Origin of the sequence: Ruminococcus sp. XPD3002 (genome assembly GCA_900119535.1) — a bacterium.
GTDB lineage: Bacteria > Bacillota > Clostridia > Oscillospirales > Ruminococcaceae > Ruminococcus > Ruminococcus flavefaciens_H.
The window spans coordinates 77,497-97,346 of the sequence record FPJT01000009.1 but is presented as its reverse complement, the minus strand read 5'-3'; the positions used below and the strand labels follow the sequence as shown (position 1 = coordinate 97,346).

At 45.7% G+C, this 19,850-nt stretch carries 19 protein-coding genes; 8 read left to right on the top strand and 11 right to left on the bottom strand.

The window, feature by feature from the left end; translation table 11 throughout:
• A complete protein-coding gene (locus BT127_RS09685) occupies positions 1 to 867 on the top strand; it encodes a sensor histidine kinase (protein WP_075424804.1) in 867 nt (288 codons plus the stop codon).
• Positions 868 to 1,023: 156 nt separating this feature from the next.
• Here the strand turns inward: BT127_RS09685 and BT127_RS09680 are convergent, their stop codons facing one another.
• Positions 1,024 to 2,268, bottom strand: a complete 1,245-nt coding sequence (locus BT127_RS09680) for a hypothetical protein (RefSeq protein ID WP_075424803.1) — start codon at positions 2,266 to 2,268, stop codon at positions 1,024 to 1,026.
• A 208-nt stretch (positions 2,269 to 2,476) separates the two neighbouring features.
• Here BT127_RS09680 and thyX point away from each other — a divergent pair, with 208 nt between their 5' ends.
• The 6 genes from thyX to BT127_RS09650 are packed head-to-tail and all read left to right on the top strand — an operon-like array spanning position 2,477 to position 7,901.
• Positions 2,477 to 3,247 carry an FAD-dependent thymidylate synthase gene (gene thyX, locus BT127_RS09675; RefSeq protein ID WP_175541950.1) on the top strand — a complete coding sequence of 257 codons (771 nt, stop codon included), beginning with the start codon at positions 2,477 to 2,479 and terminating at the stop codon, positions 3,245 to 3,247.
• 12 nt (positions 3,248 to 3,259) lie between these two features.
• The gene (locus tag BT127_RS09670; protein WP_075424802.1) at positions 3,260 to 4,150 is read left to right on the top strand and encodes a DUF2156 domain-containing protein; all 891 of its coding nucleotides are present in this window, start codon (positions 3,260 to 3,262) and stop codon (positions 4,148 to 4,150) included.
• Positions 4,151 to 4,162: 12 nt separating this feature from the next.
• Complete coding sequence (locus tag BT127_RS09665) at positions 4,163 to 4,708, top strand: DJ-1 family glyoxalase III (RefSeq protein WP_075424801.1); 546 nt, start codon at positions 4,163 to 4,165, stop codon at positions 4,706 to 4,708.
• Entirely contained in the window at positions 4,686 to 5,267 is a 582-nt protein-coding gene (locus BT127_RS09660; RefSeq protein ID WP_075424800.1) for a 5-formyltetrahydrofolate cyclo-ligase, read from the top strand. Before BT127_RS09665 ends, BT127_RS09660 begins: the two co-directional genes overlap by 23 nt.
• A complete protein-coding gene (gene mltG / locus BT127_RS09655; RefSeq protein WP_075424799.1) occupies positions 5,257 to 6,663 on the top strand; it encodes an endolytic transglycosylase MltG in 1,407 nt (468 codons plus the stop codon). Before BT127_RS09660 ends, mltG begins: the two co-directional genes overlap by 11 nt.
• 17 nt (positions 6,664 to 6,680) lie before the next feature.
• A complete protein-coding gene (locus BT127_RS09650; protein WP_075424798.1) occupies positions 6,681 to 7,901 on the top strand; it encodes a peptidase U32 family protein in 1,221 nt (406 codons plus the stop codon).
• A 61-nt stretch (positions 7,902 to 7,962) separates the two neighbouring features.
• Here the strand turns inward: BT127_RS09650 and BT127_RS09645 are convergent, their stop codons facing one another.
• Complete coding sequence (locus BT127_RS09645) at positions 7,963 to 10,380, bottom strand: glycoside hydrolase family 44 protein (RefSeq protein WP_075424797.1); 2,418 nt, start codon at positions 10,378 to 10,380, stop codon at positions 7,963 to 7,965.
• Positions 10,381 to 10,679: 299 nt separating this feature from the next.
• On the opposite strand from BT127_RS09645, the gene BT127_RS09640 reads away from it, so the two are divergent.
• On the top strand, positions 10,680 to 12,587 hold the full coding sequence (locus tag BT127_RS09640) for a leucine-rich repeat domain-containing protein (protein WP_075424796.1): 1,908 nt from the start codon (positions 10,680 to 10,682) through the stop codon (positions 12,585 to 12,587).
• Between the two features lie 294 nt (positions 12,588 to 12,881).
• Here BT127_RS09640 and BT127_RS09635 read toward each other — a convergent pair whose 3' ends face one another.
• The 9 genes from BT127_RS09635 to BT127_RS09595 form a co-directional block, all read right to left on the bottom strand.
• Positions 12,882 to 13,190: an AzlD domain-containing protein gene (locus tag BT127_RS09635; protein ID WP_075424795.1), complete on the bottom strand. Its 309-nt coding sequence runs from the start codon at positions 13,188 to 13,190 to the stop codon at positions 12,882 to 12,884.
• Positions 13,187 to 13,885 carry an AzlC family ABC transporter permease gene (locus tag BT127_RS09630; protein WP_075424794.1) on the bottom strand — a complete coding sequence of 233 codons (699 nt, stop codon included), beginning with the start codon at positions 13,883 to 13,885 and terminating at the stop codon, positions 13,187 to 13,189. Before BT127_RS09630 ends, BT127_RS09635 begins: the two co-directional genes overlap by 4 nt.
• Positions 13,886 to 13,944: 59 nt before the next feature.
• The gene (locus tag BT127_RS09625) at positions 13,945 to 14,655 is read right to left on the bottom strand and encodes a PrsW family intramembrane metalloprotease (protein WP_075424793.1); all 711 of its coding nucleotides are present in this window, start codon (positions 14,653 to 14,655) and stop codon (positions 13,945 to 13,947) included.
• Positions 14,656 to 14,973: 318 nt separating this feature from the next.
• A complete protein-coding gene (locus tag BT127_RS09620) occupies positions 14,974 to 15,366 on the bottom strand; it encodes a thioesterase family protein (RefSeq protein ID WP_075424792.1) in 393 nt (130 codons plus the stop codon).
• 1 nt (position 15,367) lies between these two features.
• The gene (locus tag BT127_RS09615) at positions 15,368 to 17,236 is read right to left on the bottom strand and encodes an LTA synthase family protein (RefSeq protein ID WP_075424791.1); all 1,869 of its coding nucleotides are present in this window, start codon (positions 17,234 to 17,236) and stop codon (positions 15,368 to 15,370) included.
• A 481-nt stretch (positions 17,237 to 17,717) separates the two neighbouring features.
• Positions 17,718 to 18,308, bottom strand: coding sequence for an HD domain-containing protein (locus tag BT127_RS09610; RefSeq protein WP_075424790.1), 591 nt, complete (start codon positions 18,306 to 18,308; stop codon positions 17,718 to 17,720).
• Positions 18,309 to 18,317: 9 nt separating this feature from the next.
• Positions 18,318 to 19,022: an elongation factor P 5-aminopentanone reductase gene (ymfI, locus tag BT127_RS09605; RefSeq protein WP_075424789.1), complete on the bottom strand. Its 705-nt coding sequence runs from the start codon at positions 19,020 to 19,022 to the stop codon at positions 18,318 to 18,320.
• A complete protein-coding gene (locus tag BT127_RS09600; protein ID WP_318257217.1) occupies positions 19,019 to 19,426 on the bottom strand; it encodes an MmcQ/YjbR family DNA-binding protein in 408 nt (135 codons plus the stop codon). The genes ymfI and BT127_RS09600 overlap by 4 nt, the downstream gene beginning before the upstream one ends.
• 15 nt (positions 19,427 to 19,441) lie before the next feature.
• Positions 19,442 to 19,828 (bottom strand): DUF5071 domain-containing protein, encoded by a 387-nt coding sequence (locus BT127_RS09595; RefSeq protein ID WP_075424787.1) that lies wholly within the window; start codon positions 19,826 to 19,828, stop codon positions 19,442 to 19,444.
• Between the last annotated feature and the right edge of the window lie 22 nt (positions 19,829 to 19,850).

Below are 19,850 nucleotides of genomic sequence, written 5' to 3'. Positions count from 1 at the left end.
ATGGTTTACGGTCTGTTAGGCATTATTATCATTGTCCTGTGTCTGAAAATCTATCTGATGAAAAGATCTGCACGAGATATAGCAAATGAATTTGCCGATAGACTGAAAACCGACACTAATACGCTGATCTATATTTCTTCTCATGACAAAGATATGCGTTATCTTTCTGACAGTATCAACAAACAGTTAAAGATACTAAGGAAAGAGCATCTGCAATATAATCAGGGCAATACTGAACTGAAAAATGCAATAACAAATGTATCCCACGATATACGCACTCCGCTGACGGCAATAGCTGGAAATCTGTACATGATAGGGAAAACAGATGATCTTTCCGAAATAAGGGCATATGTCAATGCGATCGAGGAACGCACTGAAACTATGAAGCAGCTTACTGAGGAATTGCTTCGCTACTCTATCATTATATCCGATGAAAACAAACCGCAAACCGAGGATATATTCATCAATCAGCTGCTTGCGGAAAGTATCAGCAGCTTTTATCCTGTACTGACCGAAAAGGGCATCACGCCGCAAATAAATATGACCGATACCCGTATCGTGCGAAATACGAATCGCTCCGAACTTGCAAGGGTGTTTTCCAATCTTCTGAATAATGCCGTGAAATACAGTGACGGTGATCTGGAGATCACACTGTCCGATACAGGCGAGATCAAATTTTCAAATACTGCAAAAGAGCTGTCCACAGTCGAAGTGGAACAGCTCTTTGACAGGTTCTATACGGTTGAAACAGCCCACCATTCTACCGGACTGGGATTGTCCATCGCCCGAACTCTTGTTGAGCGGATGGGCGGAACGATCACTGCGGACTATGATGACGGTCGGCTGACAATAATTATCATTCTTTGATATTGCAACGGCACGGAGTGCGCCCTCTGTGCCGACTTTTTTTCAGCGGATAGTTCATCAAACTGCTGAAAAGCAATAGAAAAACCATAGCATCTCTGAACTAACATCAGAAATGCTATGGCTTATTTTTTTCATATCAACACCGCAGGTAAGCTTTTATTTGCTTGATTCAAGTTCAAGCTTGAACGGCGAATATCGTCTGTAGGATGCACTGTTCTTTTCTACGCTCATCTTATCTGCGATACCTTCCATCATCTTGATGAATTCATCATAGTAGCGAGTCTGGAGCAGCTGGAGTTTATAATCATCAGTCCAGTAATCATCCTCTGTCATACGCTCTCTGAGGTCGCCCTTGATAACAACATAGATAGTATCAGGTGAATAGTCGTAAACCTCAGCCTTATACTTGGTAAGCTCATTGAATACATACTCATTGAACTGGCGGGACTGCTTTGATGTCTCGGTTTCAGCGGTTGTTGTTACGGTAGGATCTGCATTTGCCTCTGCAGTTGTTGTAGTCTGCTTCTGCATAAGGCGTTCCTTCTCGTAAGGATTTGTTGTAGTTGTTACGACCTTTCCGCTTTCGTCGGTCTCTGTTGAAACTGCTGTAGTAGTTGTCTCAACAGGTGTTTCGCCCTCGGCAGCAGTTGTCTGAGCTGCAACGTAATCGTTATACTCTTCGTTGACCACATCGAATTCAAGCATCTTTTCAAGGTCGCCCGACTTCTTGTTGATCTTCTTTGCGTATTCCTCAGCCTTCTGATGCATCTTTCTCTTGTCGTCCTCATTCATCTCGTTGCCTTCCGAATCAGTGAGACTAATGGAGAAATACTTAACTCGTGCGAAATTCTCGTCGAAGTAGTCCTTAAGCTCGTCCTCTGAACAGCCGTTAGGAGCATCGATACCGTAGTAATGCTCGAATATAGCCTGTTCCTTATATGTATTCTCGGCGATCTCCTTCATGGACTCTATACCGACGCCGTTTGCTTCGTTTCTCGGATCGTAAGAAAGGTAATACTCAGCCATTTCTGCTGCCTGATCCAGGTCCTCCTTGCTGAGTTTTCCGCCGATATTGTCAAACTCCTTCTTTGTAGCTGCGAAAGCAGTACAATTCTCGGTAGCCTTGTCCTGTATCCATTCGGATGCATCAAGCTCATCGATATGAGCGCCCTTTACGTCCTTGAGAGTAGGTGTCTCGTTGTTGTTCTGCTCTGAAAGAACAGATACAGCCTCGTCATATGCCTGAAGTGTGTAGTATATGAAAACGCCTGATCTGACATCATAACCGTCAGCGCTCAGAGCCTTCTGAGTTCCGTTTCCTATAGACGCCGAACAGCCGAACATTGAAGCAGCCAGTGAACATGATGCTGCTGCGGCTGCAAGCTTCTTAAAACTAATCATTATATGATTCCTCCAATTAAGAATAAAATTCCAATACTTATTTATTATACTATATAATTTCAGTTTTGTCCATAGATTAAAGAAAATTTTTACCGTTCTGTCACAAATAAGTACAGAACGGGAATTTATTTTCCCGTATTCCTTGACTTATACTTAAAAAAATGATAGAATAATAATATATGTCTATAGAAAAAGGAGATGCTGATACTTGAAAGTTATGCTCATCGCTCATACTCCAGAACCCGAGAAGATAGTCGCAACTGCCGCAAAGCTCTGCTACTCCAGCAGTGATATATCTTCGCTTAAGGAAGGTCTTACGGAGGACAAAACCAGAAGCTTCATAGAAATGCTGGCATCGATAGGCCACGAAAGCGTTTTCGAGCACGTTTCTTTCACTTTCGGCATCGAAGGCATATCCCGTGCCTGTTCACATCAGCTTGTCCGCCACCGTATCGCTTCTTACTCGCAGAAGAGTCAGAGATACGTAAACGAGAACGGCTTCGAGTTCATTACACCGCCAGAAATCGAGGAACTTCCCGAGGCAAAGGCGGAGTTTGACAGGCTCATGGAGCAGATAACAGAAAGCTATGACAAAATAGCCGATCTGCTCACTGCAAATCATACAGCCAGACTCACCGCAGAGGGTTTGGACGAAAAGACTGCCGCTTCAAAAGCACGTAAGCTCGCTAACGAGGATGCCAGATTCGTACTTCCCAACGCATGTGAGACTAAGATAGTTGTCACCATGAACGTCCGTTCACTGTTCAATTTCTTCGAGCACCGCTGCTGCAACCGCGCACAGTGGGAGATAAGAGCTGTGGCCGAGGAAATGCTGAGGCTCTGCAAGGAGACCGCTCCGAACATCTTCTGCCATGCAGGTCCCTCATGCGTTGTATCGGGAAAATGTCCCGAGGGCAAAATGAGTTGCGGTAAAATGAAGGAAGTTCAGGCAAAATACGCAAATCTCGGACAAAAGTAAACGGAGGCACTAATGCTGGAATTCAGGGATTTATCTATCTCCGATAAACCTATGGCTGATAAAGCCCTCGCCGCTTCCGACTTCAGAGGCAGCGAGTACTCATTCGCAAATAACCTCGCCTGGAGACGTCTCGCAGATACGAAATGCACTTTCTATAAAGATTTCTACCTGCTTTGTGCCTTCGGTAACAGTAAGGACGATATCTCCTTCACCTTTCCCGCAGGCAGCGGCAGCTACAGTGATGTCCTGAGTGAAATGAAACGGACTGCCGAAGGCTTCGGTGTTCCGCTGAGGATAGGCAGTGTCACCGCTGAACAGCTGGACATTTTCAGGGAGCTTTTCCCCGACGGGTATACAGTTGCTCCCAACAGGGAAGGTTCCGACTATATCTACGGATCAAAGGACCTGATAGAGCTTCCCGGCAGAAAATACCACGGCAAACGCAATCACCTTGCCAGATACAAGGAACAGGACTGTCAGTTCTCGCTCATCACCGAGAAGGACCTCGATGACTGTATATTGTTCTGCACCGAGACCTACAACAGCAAATCCCAGGAGGCAGACAGCTCCTTCATTTCTGAACAGTTCGCCCTAAATACCTTCTTCACCCACTTCGATGAACTCGGTCTGCAAGGCGGCATCATAAGAAAAGACGGACAGGTTAAAGCCGTTACTATCGGCGAAAGACTCTGCTCCGACACCTACTGCGTACACATTGAAAAAGCCGATACTTCGGTAAACGGCATCTACGCAGGTATAAATAATCTCTTCGCTCAGTCATGCATGAGCGGATATAAATACGTCAACCGCGAGGAGGACCTCGGACTTGAAGGGCTCAGAAAAGCCAAGCTCTCATATCACCCCGTTTTCATCCTCGAAAAATATATCGTTACTTTTAAATGAAAGGACTATATTATGATCTACGCATTTCTCGCCGAAGGCTTTGAAGAGACCGAGGCTGTAACTCCTATCGATCTGCTCAGAAGAAGCGGTAAAAAAGTAATTACCGTCGGAGTAGGCGATAATATCATCATGGGTTCCCACGGCATCCCCGTTGTGACCGATACTATCGCTCAGGAAGCTCCACTGACAGACGAACTTGAAATGATAATCCTCCCCGGAGGTATGCCCGGTACTCTCAACCTTGAAAAATCAGAGTACGTTCAGGCTGCGATCGATTTCTGCGCAGCTAACAACAAGTACATCGGCGCAATATGTGCCGCTCCTTCCATACTCGGCCACAAGGGACTCCTCAAAGGCAGAAAGGCTGTTTGCTATGAAGGCTTCGAGGCTCAGCTTGAAGGCGCAGAAGTCCTGAACGCTCCCGTTGCTGTGGACGGAAACATCATCACTGCAAGAGGTGCCGGAGTTGCCGTACAGTTCGGCCTTGCACTGGTAGAAGCAGTTGTTTCAAAGGAAGAAAGCGTGAGACAGTTCAATGCAATACTCTGCGAAAGATAAAGCTGCTCTGCGCAAAGAGTTCTCGGCAGTCAGAAAGGCTGCCAAAAGCGAGGATAAAGACTGTAAAATAGCGGAAAGAGTTCTTCTGAATGACCATGTGAAAAATGCGGATACCGTACTGATATACGCATCCTTCGGCTCTGAAGCCGATACGTGGCTCATTGCGGAAAAGCTCCTTCAAAGCGGCATAAAGACCGCATTTCCGCTGTGTCACGAGCATGGTGTCATGACATTCCATATCGTGGACTCGATCGGCTCTATCAGGAACGGAAAAGAAGGTTCTTTCGGCATCCATGAACCAGATCCTTTACTCCCTCAGCCTGTCATCACCGAACGTACAGTTTGTATAGTCCCCGGACTCGCCTTCACCCCTTCAGGCGGAAGACTCGGCTACGGAGGCGGCTTCTATGACCGCTTTATCGCTGAGCACAGCGATATCTACACTATCGCACTCGCCTATGAAGCATGTATAACCGATTCGCTGCCGCTTTTGCAGCATGATATTAAAGTTAAAGCTATAGCATCAGAAGAAAGGATGGTATTTTGTAATGACCGATAACAAGGATTCAGTCAACGATATACTCGATCAGCTCAACGGCGAAGCTCCCCCACAGAATGCGGAGCCTGTCAGTCCTGAACCGACTCCCGAGGAAGTTCAGCCTCCTCAGCAGCCTGTGCAGCCACAGGAACCGCTGATCAATTCTGCCGACTACCATAATCCGCAGCAGCAGCGTCCTGCACAGAATTTCGCTCAGAATAACAACGGCTACTACGGAAATCCCGTTTCTCCTCAGCGTGATCCCAATGCACCTAATGGTCCGCAGAGAAAACGCAAAAAGAAAAAGCATAAGAAAAAGAGAAGCAGGATCCCGGGCGTTCTCATTCTTACAACTTTCATATTCGGACTTTCGATAGTTCTCTCTATGATCATTATCGGCTACGGTAAGGACATGTTCGGTATCGGAAAGAGCGACAAGACTCAGCTCATCGTTATCCCCGAGGGCGCTTCAACCGAAGATATAGCCAATATGCTCGAGGAAAACGATATCATCCGCTCGCCCGATGCATTCAAGCTGTTCTCTCGTCTGAGAGAAGCTGATACACAGTACATCGCAGGCGAACACTTCCTAAGTCCGAGCATGGCATACGAGACTATCATAAACGAGCTTACTACAGTCAAGGAAGAGGAACAGGGCGAGTCTGTTGAGGTCACATTCCCAGAAGGCATCAACCTCATCGAAGCTGCTCAGCTCCTTGAAAAGAACAGCATATGCAAGGCTGATGACTTCCTCTTCTACTTCAACTCAGGCGGATTCGACTTCGACTTCGAGAATCGTCTTCCTACTGACAGCTCCGTTAAGTATATGCGTATGGAAGGCTATCTCTTCCCCGATACTTACTTCTTCTATGAGAATATGGATCCTGAACAGGTTTGCCAGAAGATATACCTCAACTTCGATAACAAGATGACTGAGGACAGATACAAGAAGATGGAACAGCTGGGATATTCTCTCGATCAGGTCATCACACTCGCATCTATCGTTCAGCGTGAGGCTCCGAGAACAGAGGATATGGAAAAGGTCGCTTCTGTATTCTGGAACCGTCTGAGAGATCCCGATACATTCCCGAGACTCGAATCGGATCCTACCAGCAACTACGCTACACTCATCAAGAACAACATGGAAGTTTACGATAAGACAAAGGTTGAATCATACGATACCTACAAATCAGGCGGACTTCCTCCGGGAGCTATTTGCAATCCGGGTCTCGAAGCTATAGATGCCGTTCTTGCTGATGTCCAGACAAATTACTACTACTTCGCTGCTAACATCAACACAAAGATAACTTATTTCGCTGAAACTCTTGAGGAGCATGAAGCTAATCTGGCAATGATCGATCAGCAGTACGCTGACGCAGAAGCAGCAGCAGCCGCTGCCGAGGCTGCAGCAGAATAATACAAGGAGGAGCTTCAATGATACATAACCTTGAAGTTCTCGCTCCTGCCGGAGACGAGGAGCGATTCCATGCCGCTGTCAGCTACGGTGCTGACGCGGTATACCTCGGACGTCAGATGTTCGGTATGAGGGCTTCGCCGGGAAACTTCAACTTTGAACAGCTTGTCAAGGCTGTTGAATATGCACATACAAAGGGAGTTAAGGTCTATGTGACCTGCAATACCCTCCCCCGAAACAACGAGATACCATTCTTCGAGCGCTTCGTAAAAGAGGCTGTTGAGGCTAAGGTGGACGCACTTATCGTTGCGGATATCGGCCTTCTGATGCTCATTAAGAAGTTTGCTCCCGATATGGAAATACATATCTCAACTCAGACGGGCATAGTAAACTATGTAACTGCCCGTGAGCTTTACAACATGGGCGCAAAGAGAGTAGTTCTCGCCCGTGAGCTTTCCCTTGACGAGATAGCTGAGATTCGTGCCAAGAACAGTCCCGACCTTGATATCGAGTGCTTTGTTCACGGCGCTATGTGCGTTTCGTTCTCTGGACGCTGCCTGCTTTCACAGTACCTTGTACACCGTGATGCAAACCGGGGCGAGTGCGCTCAGCCGTGCCGCTGGGGTTATCACCTTATGGAGGAAAAGCGTCCCGGAGAGTATTTCCCTATATTTGAGGACGAAAAAGGCACTTACATACTCAACGCCAAGGACCTCTGCATGATAGAATACATCGATAAGCTGGCAGAGGCAGGCATAACAAGCCTGAAGATAGAGGGACGTGCAAAGTCCGCTTACTACGTTACCGTAGTTACAAATGCCTACCGCATGGCTGTGGACGAGTATTACCGCGATCCTTACAACTTCAAGCTTCCCGACTGGATAAGGGACGAGGTCTATAAGGTAAGCCACAGAAAATACTGCAACGGTTTCTTCTTCGGTACTCCCGAGGAATCACAGTACTACGAAAACAGCGGTTATATCCGCAATTATGACGTTGTTGCAGTTGTTGACCGCTGTGAAAACGGTATTGTTTACTGCACTCAGCGAAACCGTTTCTTCTCAGGAGATACCGTTGAACTGCTTGCACCTTCGCAGAAGCCTGTAACTCTCACACTTGATGAGCTTTACAATGCCGACGGCGAAAAGATAGAAACTGCAAATCACGCAATGATGGAGTTCTATTTCCCATGCAGCACAAAATTCCCGAGCGGTACCGTGATCCGCAAGGCAACTGAATAAAATGAAAACACCCATAAAGAATCGCTTCTTTATGGGTGTTATTGTTATATCATCCTGTCGATTACTGCTCTGAGGAATTGTCAGGGAGTGACTTTATCATCTTTGCATCAAGACGCTGGATAGCAAGTGCATCAAGAGCTGAAACTCCGTCACCGGGATTGCAGCAGTCTGCGTTAATAAGTCCCTGTCCGTCGATCTTGTACTTGTTGCTGTTTGCAACATACTGGAGGATGAGCAGTGCATCTGTAAGTGATACCTCACCGTCGAGGTTCGCATCACCGTAAACGACCTTTCCTAAAGGAGCTGTAGGTGCAGCAGTTGTCGGCTGTACGGGTGCTGCTGTTGTAGGCTGTACCGGAGCAGCTGTAGTTGGCTGTACGGGTGCTGTTGTTGGCTGAGGAGTATCTTCAGCATCGTACTCGTATACAACTTCAACAGTTGAATACTTTACAAATACTTCTTCGTCCTTCTCGGAAGCATCCCACCACTTCTGGAGCTCTACCTTGCCGTCTGCGATATAAGCTTCGAGGTCTTCTGATACCTTGTCATCGCCCTCGCCTGTGGTCTTTGTAAGTATACCGTCAAATTTTACAGTTGCAGTGGACTTTGCACCAAGCGGGAGTGAATAATCCTTGTATGTCCAGAAATCGTTGCCGGCAGTATCCTTTGCATTGATGCAGACTGCGCATCCTGCTGTACCCCAGCTTGAACCGCCTTCTGTTGTAACTGCGCCGTTGATAACTATCTTTGAAAGGTGCTTTGCATCGCTGATCGGTATTGTAACAAAGCCCTTGGCATCAGTCATAGACTCGATATCATCGAATACTTCTGTCTTGACTTCCTTCTTGATCTCTTCGTCCTTCTTGAGGCCGTCGAAAGCAGCTGCATCGTCCGAAACGACTACCATAGCTGCTGAGAATGCAGGAAGCTCAACTTTGACCTTGTTGTCCTTGACATCCTTTACGATGTCAAGAAGTCTTACCTTGTCGTTATCGCCGTATACTGCGTATACTGCTGCTGCCTTATAATCCTTTTCAGCATTTTCAAGGTCTATGACCGCATTTTCGTTTGCCTTCATATCCTTGTTTGTTATCATTACTGTAACCTTGGAATCATCGTCAGCGTTAACTGCTGCATATGTGCTGGACTTTGATACGTCCTCTGTAGATGCAGGGATGAGTGTATCGCCGAAGCTTCCGCCCTTGCCGTCGTAGTTGGTATAGAGGTTAAGACCTGCAAGGATGAAAGGTTCTCCGCCCCAGAGAGTTGCAAGGTATACACCCTGATCAGCATAGCATCCCAGTGCCTCTGCCTGTGCGATAGTACCTGAAGTATCTTCTCCGCCCTGGAAGTTATACTCTGAGATAGCGAGCTTTGTTCCGGGGTAATACTTATCGATAGAGTTCTTTATTGTAGGAAGGATCGGAACATTCTGCATGCACCATTCACCTATCCAGCTGTTCTCTGAGAAGCCCTTCTCGTAAAGTGTACGTACTGACTGAACTCTGTCCTCTGCGCCCTTTCTTGCGGACTCTGAGTAGTAGTGGATATCGAGTACGTCAAGGAGACGGATGCCTTCCTCGTCTGAAGCCTTCTTCATCTGATCGAGGTAGCAGTCGAGGTACCAGTGGTAGTTATTGTCAGCCTTTATCTTTTCCCATTCATCGTGGTCATCATCGTCATCAAGGTGATCGAAAGCAGTATAACCGTAAAGTGCAGGTCCGAATATCTCAGCCTTAGGATCGAGCTTCTTGACAGCCTTTGCAACTTCTACAGACTTTGAACGCATCTCCTCGATAGAAACAGGCTCGGGATGCATTCTTGAATGTGTGTTATCCCAGAGTACAGGCTCATTATCAAGGCTGTAACCCTGCATACCTGTTGGTGACTGTGAATCGCCGAGCTTCTTGATTATGTAGTTAACATACTCGTCCATGTAAACAACGCCGTCTGTAAGATCAGGCTCGTCTGCGAAAGGAGCACCCTTTGTGAACTTAACTTCGTTCCAGCGCTTTGAAGGAGCCTTCTCCTCCTCTGTTACTGTACCGTCCTTATCAGCGGAAACATAGCCTGCAAGCTGAAGTGTTGTGAACTTATAGCCTACTCCGTACTTTGCAGCTTCTGCTGAGAGCTTCTGTACACAGTCCGCAGGACTTGTGGACTCGGAGAGGTTTGTATCAGAACTGTGCTTCCAGTCTGAACCTGCGTTTGAAGCGTTAGTCTCCCAGTTGTACGCACTCATACGGTTTCCGCCCTGACGTACTGCTGTAGCCTTTACGTCCTTGAGGTTTGTGGTATACTGGTTAACGCCGTAGATAAGGGGACTTATCTCCTTACGCTCGCCTTTGAGGTCGACGGTAATGTTCATATCGAAACCGTCTGCTGCATTTGCTTTTCCGTAGTTGACTCCTGCAAACGGCGAAGTCAGTGCGCAGCCTGTTACCAGAGCTGCTGCAAGGAACGCTGCTGATTTTTTCATGATCTCTGATCCTCCTGTTTTCTTGATTTCATTTTATTCTTCTGTATTTTATTCGTGCGGGAACAAATCCCACTGATCTTCCCTGTTTACATTATACATTAACAAGATCAAAATAACAATGAACAATCGTGTCGTTTTATTGCATTTTTCTCTCAAATCTTTTCAAGAAATGTACACTATTATCTTCTTTGCCTAAAAAAAAGATTATAATACATATACTTTTGTTTTTCTATTGACAAATTATTTCGGAAATGTTAAAATAAGTCAAAGACAACTCTCGCTAAGATCGGAGGTACTAAATGATCATCAAGAAATTATTATCATTCTCAATTGCTGCAATTTCGGCAGCTGCTTTTGCATTTCCTGCCGCACAGCCTGTATCATCGGAATCAGGTATCACTTCATACGCTGCGGAAATGTCCTCTGACTACGCAGGTTATTACATTACCAAGGGCGTAAAGGACTGGCTGAACGTCCGCAGAGCGCCTGATACATCAAGTGAGATAATCGGAAGACTTTATCCCGATATGAGGATAGAGGTCATTTCCTCTGACGGCAAATGGGCATACCTCGATTACTACGGACAAAAGGGCTATGCTTCAATGGATTATCTGCAAAAACAGGCAGATATAATGCGTCCCGACAAGAACGTTAAAGGCGATATCAACAGCGACGGACAAATGGACATTGCTGACATGACACTGCTCGAAAAGTGGCTTATGGGCGATGCTTCCGCAGATATCTCCGACTGGGAGAACGCTGACCTCAATTCCGACGGAAAGCTGAATACCTTCGATCGCTGCCTTATGCAGAAGCTTCTTATAAATGTCAGTGACTCACACGATCTCATTGACGGAACCTACTATCTGAACGGCTTTACTACCCCCTCTCCCATGATGTCGGTTGTGACCGCTGAACTTTCGACCGCAAACGATCAGCTGTTCTTCATTTCAAATGACAGATACGAAAACGGCGGCTATACAAAATACAGTTTCATTACCAACTTCAATATTGAATACGGTCGCTTCAGCGCCTATGAGGACTTGTATGACGAACAGCTCGAAATATCAGGCGACGGCGATACGCTCAAAATCGTCCACAAAGGACGGGACAACCAGACCTTCACCGAAAAATATATCCGCAAGGATGAAGCAGTATCAACAGTAAACAGCATCCCAAATGAACACGATCCTAATTCGCCTAACGGAGAAATTGAAAAAAACATCTCATATTTCGCAAAAAAACAGCTTGGTTTCCCGATCGACCACGTTCTTACCGAGGAAGAGTGCAGGCAGGTAACAGGTTTATGGATGACGGGTATCGGTTCACTGGACGGTATAGAGTACTTCCCGAACCTTGAGTATTTATCCATTGCTATCAGCGATATTACCGATATAACGCCCATTGCAGGTCTGACAAAGCTAAAATCCATCGATCTTTCATTCTGCATGATAGAGGAGATACCTGATCTGAGCGCTCTTACACAGCTCACCGACCTATGGTTAGGCTACGGCAATATAAGCGATATCTCACCTGTAACAAACATAAGCTCGCTTAAGTATCTCGGACTTATCGGAAATCATATCACAAGCGTTGCTCCGATCAAGGACATGAAAAACCTGAGGTCCCTGAATCTCGGCTATAACCCCGTCACCGACTGGGAGGTCATTAAGGACAACAAGGCTCTGTGCGACTCGCTTTCATACGAATACTCCCACTACTGTGAGGCACTGGAAAAGGCTAAGAAAGTAGTCAGCGAGACTGTGGATGACAGTATGTCCGACCTTGAAAAAGAGGTTCGGCTCAGCCAGTGGGTTATGGATAATATCGATTATGAGAACGATATCGTCGATACAGACGACTCAGACCACCCGACTTATATGGCTCTTATTGAGAACAAGGCTATTTGCCGTCATTATGCCGATGCAGCAAGCCTTTTGATGACTCTTGCAGGCCTTGAAGTCCGCACTTTCGTCAATCCGAACATTCACAGCTGGAACGCAATAAAACTGGATGACAAGTGGTACGAGTTTGACTGCACATACGATGACAATGCTTCTAAACCAGATGAATGGACTTATTTCAACAAGAGCAGAACATATACCAACAAAATGGACTCCGACCATAAGCTGCCTAATGTATACAACTATCCTATTGCAGAAAGCTCTATGATGATGGCGGATTACCTGAAATACGTGCAGTTCTGAGATGTTTTGCATTTACTTATAAAAAGGAATAACCGTAAGATTAATACTCACACAAAAGTTTTATGTGTATTTATCGGGGGAACCCTTTCCAAAGACTTTTTACCCAAATTTTCAGCCTTACATGTCACTCCATTACAGTTATCTGAAACCGTAATTTTTCGTGAGTGCCATGTAAGGCTGAAATTATAACGTAATGCCTTTACAAAGAAATTGAGGGAAATCCTTATTCAAAAGGGTTCCCCCGAATAAATGTACGTAAAAGTCTATGTATATGCATATCAAGTAAAGTGCATCCTATAAGCTTCGTTCTATAAGGCCTGTAATAAAGGCTGCTGCCGAAGCAGAAAGTGCCACGACTATAAGAGGCAGGTCGAAATATGCAAGAACCAATGCTGTAACAGTACCTGCAACAGCCGTTATCACGCTGTTTGTGCTGTAGAATATTGCTGGTATAGTCATTGCGCTCAGTACAGCATAGGGAATGTAATGCAGGAAACTCCTTATGAATCTCGACTTTATCTTCTTGCGGAAAAATGTGAACGGAAGCATACGTATTATGTATGTTACTCCTGCCATAACTGCGATATATACAGCGATACTCACTCTGCTTCATCCTCCTTTACGGGGAAAAATACAGCTCCGAGAGCAGCAGCGGCTATAGCACATATTATGATAGCAAATCCGCCTGATACCTGCGTTAAAAGGTACTTGAACACCACGCTCATTGCAGCAGCTGCCGCAACTACACAGAGTACGCTCTTTTCCTTTCGTGACGGAGGGATTATTATTGCTATGAACATGCCGTAGAGAACTATTCCCATTGCATCCGATATGTTCTGCGGAAGTATCTGTCCCATTTTTGCTCCGAGTGCGGTACCTGTTACCCAGCCGAGAGCAGCAATGAATATCATACCGTACATATAAAGCGGAGTAAGCGGCTCTTTCTGTGCGGAACAAACTGCGAATATCTCGTCGGTTATACCATATGAAGCGAGAAGTCTGTGTCCCGTTGTGAACTTAGGCGACAAATTCTGCGAAAGTGACAGTGCCATAAGTGAATAGCGGATGTTAATGGTCAGCTGTACGAGTATCATCTCCAGCAGGGTACCGCATGCAGCAATTATGTCGATACCTGCCGCCTGACCTGCCGAGGTAAGGTTAGTAAGGGAAATGACTGACGCAGCAAGAGGTGATATCCCCGAGCGTACAGCTGCTATTCCGAAACCGAATGATACCGAAAGATAGCCGAGTGCTATTGGTATGCCGTGTGAAATGCCTTTTGTGAAATCTGATCTCAATTTAATCTTCCTTTTCTTAGCTTTTTTAGCAAAGTCTGATCGGCGTAGCAACAGCTGTTTCAGACAAAAATATCTTCATTTGAAACGGGTGCGTCCTCACGCGACAGCCTCCTGACAGTTAAAATCGCAAATATAAGCATCATAATGAAGAATGCATAGAAGAGGAGGATCGAAAAAACATTGCCCACAGAAATACAGAAATCATAGAATCCGTGTATAAGCACCGGAAAGAAAAGAGAACGGCGCAGATGTCTCCTCATGAGCGGACCGTCGGCGGCTGAGTGTGCTTTTTTGGCAAGTGCGTATTGCAGTCCCATAAATACAGCAAACATAGTGTGTCCCGGGATAGCAGTAAGAGCACGAAGAATAGCAACTTTCAAACCGCCTTCAGATACGTATAAAAGATTCTCTGCCGCAGCAAAACCCAGTGAAACAGCAACTGCATAGACCACACCATCGTAGGTATAGTTGAATTCGGGAGACTTCCATGTTACCTTTTTGGTAACGAGTCGCTTGAACCATTCCTCTGTCAGGGCAACAAAAAGGAAGTTCTCTATGAACTTGTATGCTATACTCGATTCATTCAGCACATATCCGAATATCGTTGTAAGTATCGCTTCGATAATGCCTGCGGGGATAACGGTGAGAGCGCCTAACAGGAACAGCTTAAGGATAAGTCCCGGAGGTTCAGCCTCTATTTTGTCCTGTTTTCTTATGTAAAACAATAGTATCAGAGCAGGAAGTACTGCTGCAGCAACAAGATAATGCATATTATTCTCCTTAATTAAATAGTCACAACTGATATTATAACACGGTGACGAAAAAAAGTCCAGTAAAAATCATATTAAATCTGGAATCAGTAATCAGAAAGCAGAAAGCAGTTATAAGAGTTCAGAACTAAGTGTAGGGGCGCACACTGTGCGCCCTTTTTAGTAATCAGCAGAAAGTAGTGTAAGGAACGCCGTTCCCAACAGATAGATAAAATTGATTCCTTGACATATTAAAGCTCCGGAAAGAATCAGGGGAAATCTCTCATCAGAAAGATCCCCCCGATAATGCAATATAAATCTTCTATAAACGTATTGTAATTACGCTTTTTTGGACTCGGCCTTTGCTGTGAATCTTTCACCGTATACGAGAAAGCGCTTATGTTCGCCTTCGCCGATAAGTCCCGATTCGTCATATGCCTTTACAGCGAATGTGAATTCACGTCCGTTTACTGCGGTAAGCTCAGCCTCTGCCCATACCTTCATACCCTCGGGAGTTGCAGATACATGCTTAACATTGAGCTCTGTACCCACTGTAGTTTCGTCGCCTTCAAGGTAGTCCGCAACCGCATTGCATGCTGACTTTTCCATAAGTGCGATCATTTCGGGAGTTGCAAAGACTCTCAGGTTTCCGCTTCCGACACTTGATGCAAGGCGCTCATCGGTCGCAATAGTTTCAGCTTTTCCTGTTATGCCTGTATTGATTTCCTTCATATTATTTCTCCTTGACCTGTTTGCTTGTTACAAGTACCTCTTCAGGTATCGGACATGGTGACATTACATCACCGATAACTCTGTCATAGGTAAGTACGTTAAGTTCCTCATTTTCGGGTATGGTATTATCATAGTCCGTAGAGTAGATCGGCAGAGTCTTCATGAATCCGAGCATTTTCTCGATAAATGCATCATGAGGTGCATCAATGATATTTATTATCACATAAGGCATATAGAAGAACGATATTTTATTCTTCGGAACGCGGGCATAATCTGCATCGTAGTTGCTCCAGAAGAAATACTTCTGCTCGTAAAGAACTCCGCAGTTATCGCCGTTGAGATCAAGCTGGTTATATACACTTGTCTCTCCTCTGAGGGACGGGAAGTGGTCGCCTACGAAGAATACCAGTGTAGGCTCATCAAGAGTCTTCAGCTTGGCGAGGAAATTTGTAAGTCCCTCGTTTGTATGGCGTACCCAGTCAAGATAGTTGCCGAACTCGTCTGTAGGATCAGGTCCCTGATCGTAAGGCTGATGATTCTGCATAGTTGTTGTATGTACATAAAGCGGATCGTCAGTTGTCTCGATGAGATTGAGAAGCTGATTGTATACGGTGCTGTCGTCCACATATGTACCGTAATGCTCAACAGGCACTGTGAAATCGCTTACTCCTGTGATGTCATCATGGAATATCATCTTGTCAAATCCGAATGTATCATATATCCTCTCACGGCTGTAGAATGACGGACGGAAAGGATGTACATAAGCTGTGCTGTATCCCCATGACTTGTAGTACTGAGCCATTGCAGGCTGTTCACGGTCTGCAAGCTCACGCTGAGGCATATTAGGTGTATTAAGTCCCTTTACAGGAAGTCCGAAAAGCAGCTCGAACTCGGAACGTACTGTGTAGCTTGCGTATGTAGGCGAGATCGCGGTTCCGCCGTAACCTTCCTCCCTTGCCTTATCGAAGCCTGCATAGTATGAAGGATCGATGTTCAGCTGGTCGAAAACTCTGAAATCAGCGTATGACTCGCTCATTATCACAAGTACATTTGGCTTCACGCCGCCGTTGAAGTCCTCATTCTTATCAACGGATACATCTGTAATCTCTTCCACATACTCCTCGTTGTAGTTATCGGGAGTAACAAGTCGGTTCGCATAACTTTCCGAAGCCGTCTCGACTATGAATGCAAGGAAGCTGTTTTTATCGAACTTCTCGTTCAGTATGAAAGCATTTGTAGCCGCAGTGGTATCAAGCTTGAAAAAGCGGTATACAGGATCATAGAATCCGGGGATTATGATCATTCCTGCCGATACTACCACGCACATAAGTGCGGCAATGGTTCGCTTCATCGGTATATGCCGCGGCAGCTTGGGATTAAGATAGAATATTATAAGCGCAAATATCACTACTATAGCGCAGTAGATTATAAGTCTCGGTGTTATCCTGATATACGCAAAGGATTTAAGGCTCTTCACGCTTCTGAAAAGCTTCATATCCGAAAGTATCAGGTGATTTCCGTTGGTGCCGTATTTGAAAAGCTCCGTAATGCTCAGAGCCATATACACGAAGCTCTGTATCACCGAAGCTATCCAGCCCTTTCTGAACAATGCCAACAGGAATGCGAATACAACCGCCGCAACTATGTAATCAAATACCATTATGGAGGGATGACCTGCAAAGAAGGCTGCAAATGAACCGACCTTCTTGAACTGGTTTATCTCTGCCATACAGCTTATAAACAGCGGAAATACAACAAGCAGGAATATGTTCAGCAGCTTGTATTTTTCCGAATTTTTTTCACGTTTATCATTGAGCTTTTGTATGCGCTCAAATATCATACTTGTTGTCTTATTATTTATGTTACTCATTTAACCCATCCTTCTATCATAAAAAGTACATCAAAACAGTACGTTAATAATCTATTTTTCGCTAATTATACTATAACATAAGAAATATCAACTTTCAAGGCGTATACACGAAGATTCACCAATCTTTCACTTTTTTCGTCGCTTTGGTAATAGTGTACTGAAATGCGTGGATGGTTTTGGTTATTATAACGAATGCAGCTCAACAACTGCCATTAGGCGGTTACGGTCTGTCAAAAAAGTATTGAATCATCTGGGAACGCCCTCTCTTGCAGGGCGTTCCCTCTTTCAAAACAGTCCACCGGACTGTTTTGAAATTCACCCTTTGCTGAGCGCTTTGTATTGCAGGGCTCTGCCTTTGGAATCCGCTAAAGGGATAGCATCCCTTTAGAATCCCCAAATTAATGATTTCAGGCTTTTTGACAAGCTGTAACCCTCATTAGACGGTCATTGCACTGAACATTGTTAGGGGAGCGCAGATTCACTATTTTTTCAGCCAGCCCTTTTCTGCTGCATCGTTTATCAGTTCCGTTATGACCTCCGCAAGAGCCTCGGATGAACTGAAATATTCACTGTTCCGAGCCATTACCTGTTCCATTTTTATGTCGTGTTCCTTCCACGATATGCCGCCCTTTGTATAATTCAGCATAAGCGGCTGCAAACGGTCGATAAGAGCCGCAAATCTCGCATCAGCTGTCTCAGAGTCCTCAAACTCCCTCCACAGCTCATAGAACTCCTTCTTCTGGTCATCGGGCAGCATACCGAAGATACGCTGTGCAGCTTTCTCCTCCCGTTCAGCCTTGGACTTGTTCCCCTCAGCGTCATAGCAGTAGGTGTCCCCTGCATCTATCTCTACAACATCGTGGATAAGCACCATTTTCATTACATGGAGAGCGTCCACAGGTTCCGCAGAATACTCCGAAAGGAGCATCGTCATTATCGCAAGATGCCAGCTGTGTTCGGCATCGTTTTCTTTTCTGTCCTCGTGGAGAACGTAAGTCTGACGATAAAGGTTCTTCATCTTATCCAGTTCAAGCATGAAATCAAGCTGTTTTTTCAGTCTTTCGCTTACCATATTTACCTCCTATATGACCATTCCGCCGTTTACTGCAAGTATCTGACCTGTGATATATTCCGCTCTGTCCGAAGCAAGGAATGATACAGCATCCGCAACGTGACGGGGCTCGCCGAATATGCCGAGAGGGATGTCCTCAAGGATGAGTTCGAGATCCTCCTGCGAGAATCGGCTGTTCATCTCTGTCATTATGAATCCCGGAGACACACAGTTGACTCTTATGCCCGATGGTGCAGTCTCCTTTGCAAGAGCCTTTGTGAAGCCGATAAGTCCTGCTTTTGATGCGGAGTAGTCCACCTCGCAGGAAGCTCCGCACTGTCCCCACATAGAGGAGATGTTTATGATGCATCCCGACTTTCTGTGTATCATATCGGGGAGAACGCACCTTGCGCAGTTCATTGCTCCTATGAGATTCACGGACATTATACGGCTGCTTTTTTCCTCGGATATGGATGTAAACAGGTCTATCTCCGAGATCCCTGCGTTGTTCACGAGAAGGTCCAGTGCTCCGATATCCGCAGCAGCTTTTTTTATTGCTGCCGAGTCCACAACATCGAAGCCTACAGCCTCACCGCCTATCTCAGCCGCAAGTTTCCGTGCCTTTTCCTCCGAGCTCGAATACGCTATATAAACGAAATAGCCGTCCTCGGCAAGCTTTCGGCAAACAGCCTCACCAATGCCGCCCGAACCGCCTGTTACAAGTGCCTTTTTCATTTTCCTGTTTTCCCCTTTCTTCCCGAAGCTTTCCACTCCGTCATAGTGAAGCTCATGTCTATGAGTGAATATATCTGTTCGTGATCTGCTGTACCGTCCAGAAGCACGGATATCCAGCTTTTTTTGTTCATGTGATACGCAGGCAGTATCCCCTGCATCATCAGAAGCGAACCTGTCATGAGCGGATCACATTTAACGTTGAGGATATCTACGGTATCCGTCCCCTCGAGTCCGAGTCTGTCACGGCGGATGTTCATTATAAGTCCGTACCACTTCTTGTTGTCCTTATGGCGAAGTACAGCAGCATCGGGAGTGCTCATCCACGGATAATCGGGAGCTGTGCCGTATTTTTCCCTGACATAGCTGAGAACGTCCTGACGGTAGGTAGTTTTTTTCTGCATCATTTCACATCCTGTCGTTCATTTTGTGTATGTATCAACCGCAAGTACTGCCGCTTCGTTCACTTCTTCGGCTTTCTCGGTTTCCGTAGGCGAAGCGGCGATCCGCATCACCTCATTCTTTATGCTGTCGGAAGCACTGTTTCCCCACGATTTCACCAGCGTACTTATTATCTGGTATTTCCATAACTCGTCCTTCTGTTCCGCACGTAGAAGCGGCGGTATAAACGGCTCAACAAGCTCCTTACGTTCGGAAAGCAGCTCCGCAGCAGGTCCTGCAACGGGCCAGTTCATATCCTGAATCCATGTGAGAAGTTCGGGTATAAGCGGACGGAGTTCGTCATCAGACAGCTCCGAAAGTCTTTCAACAGCTTCAACATCAAATTTATCAGCAGGCAGTTTTCCCATAGTTGACCTCCCAATAGTATCG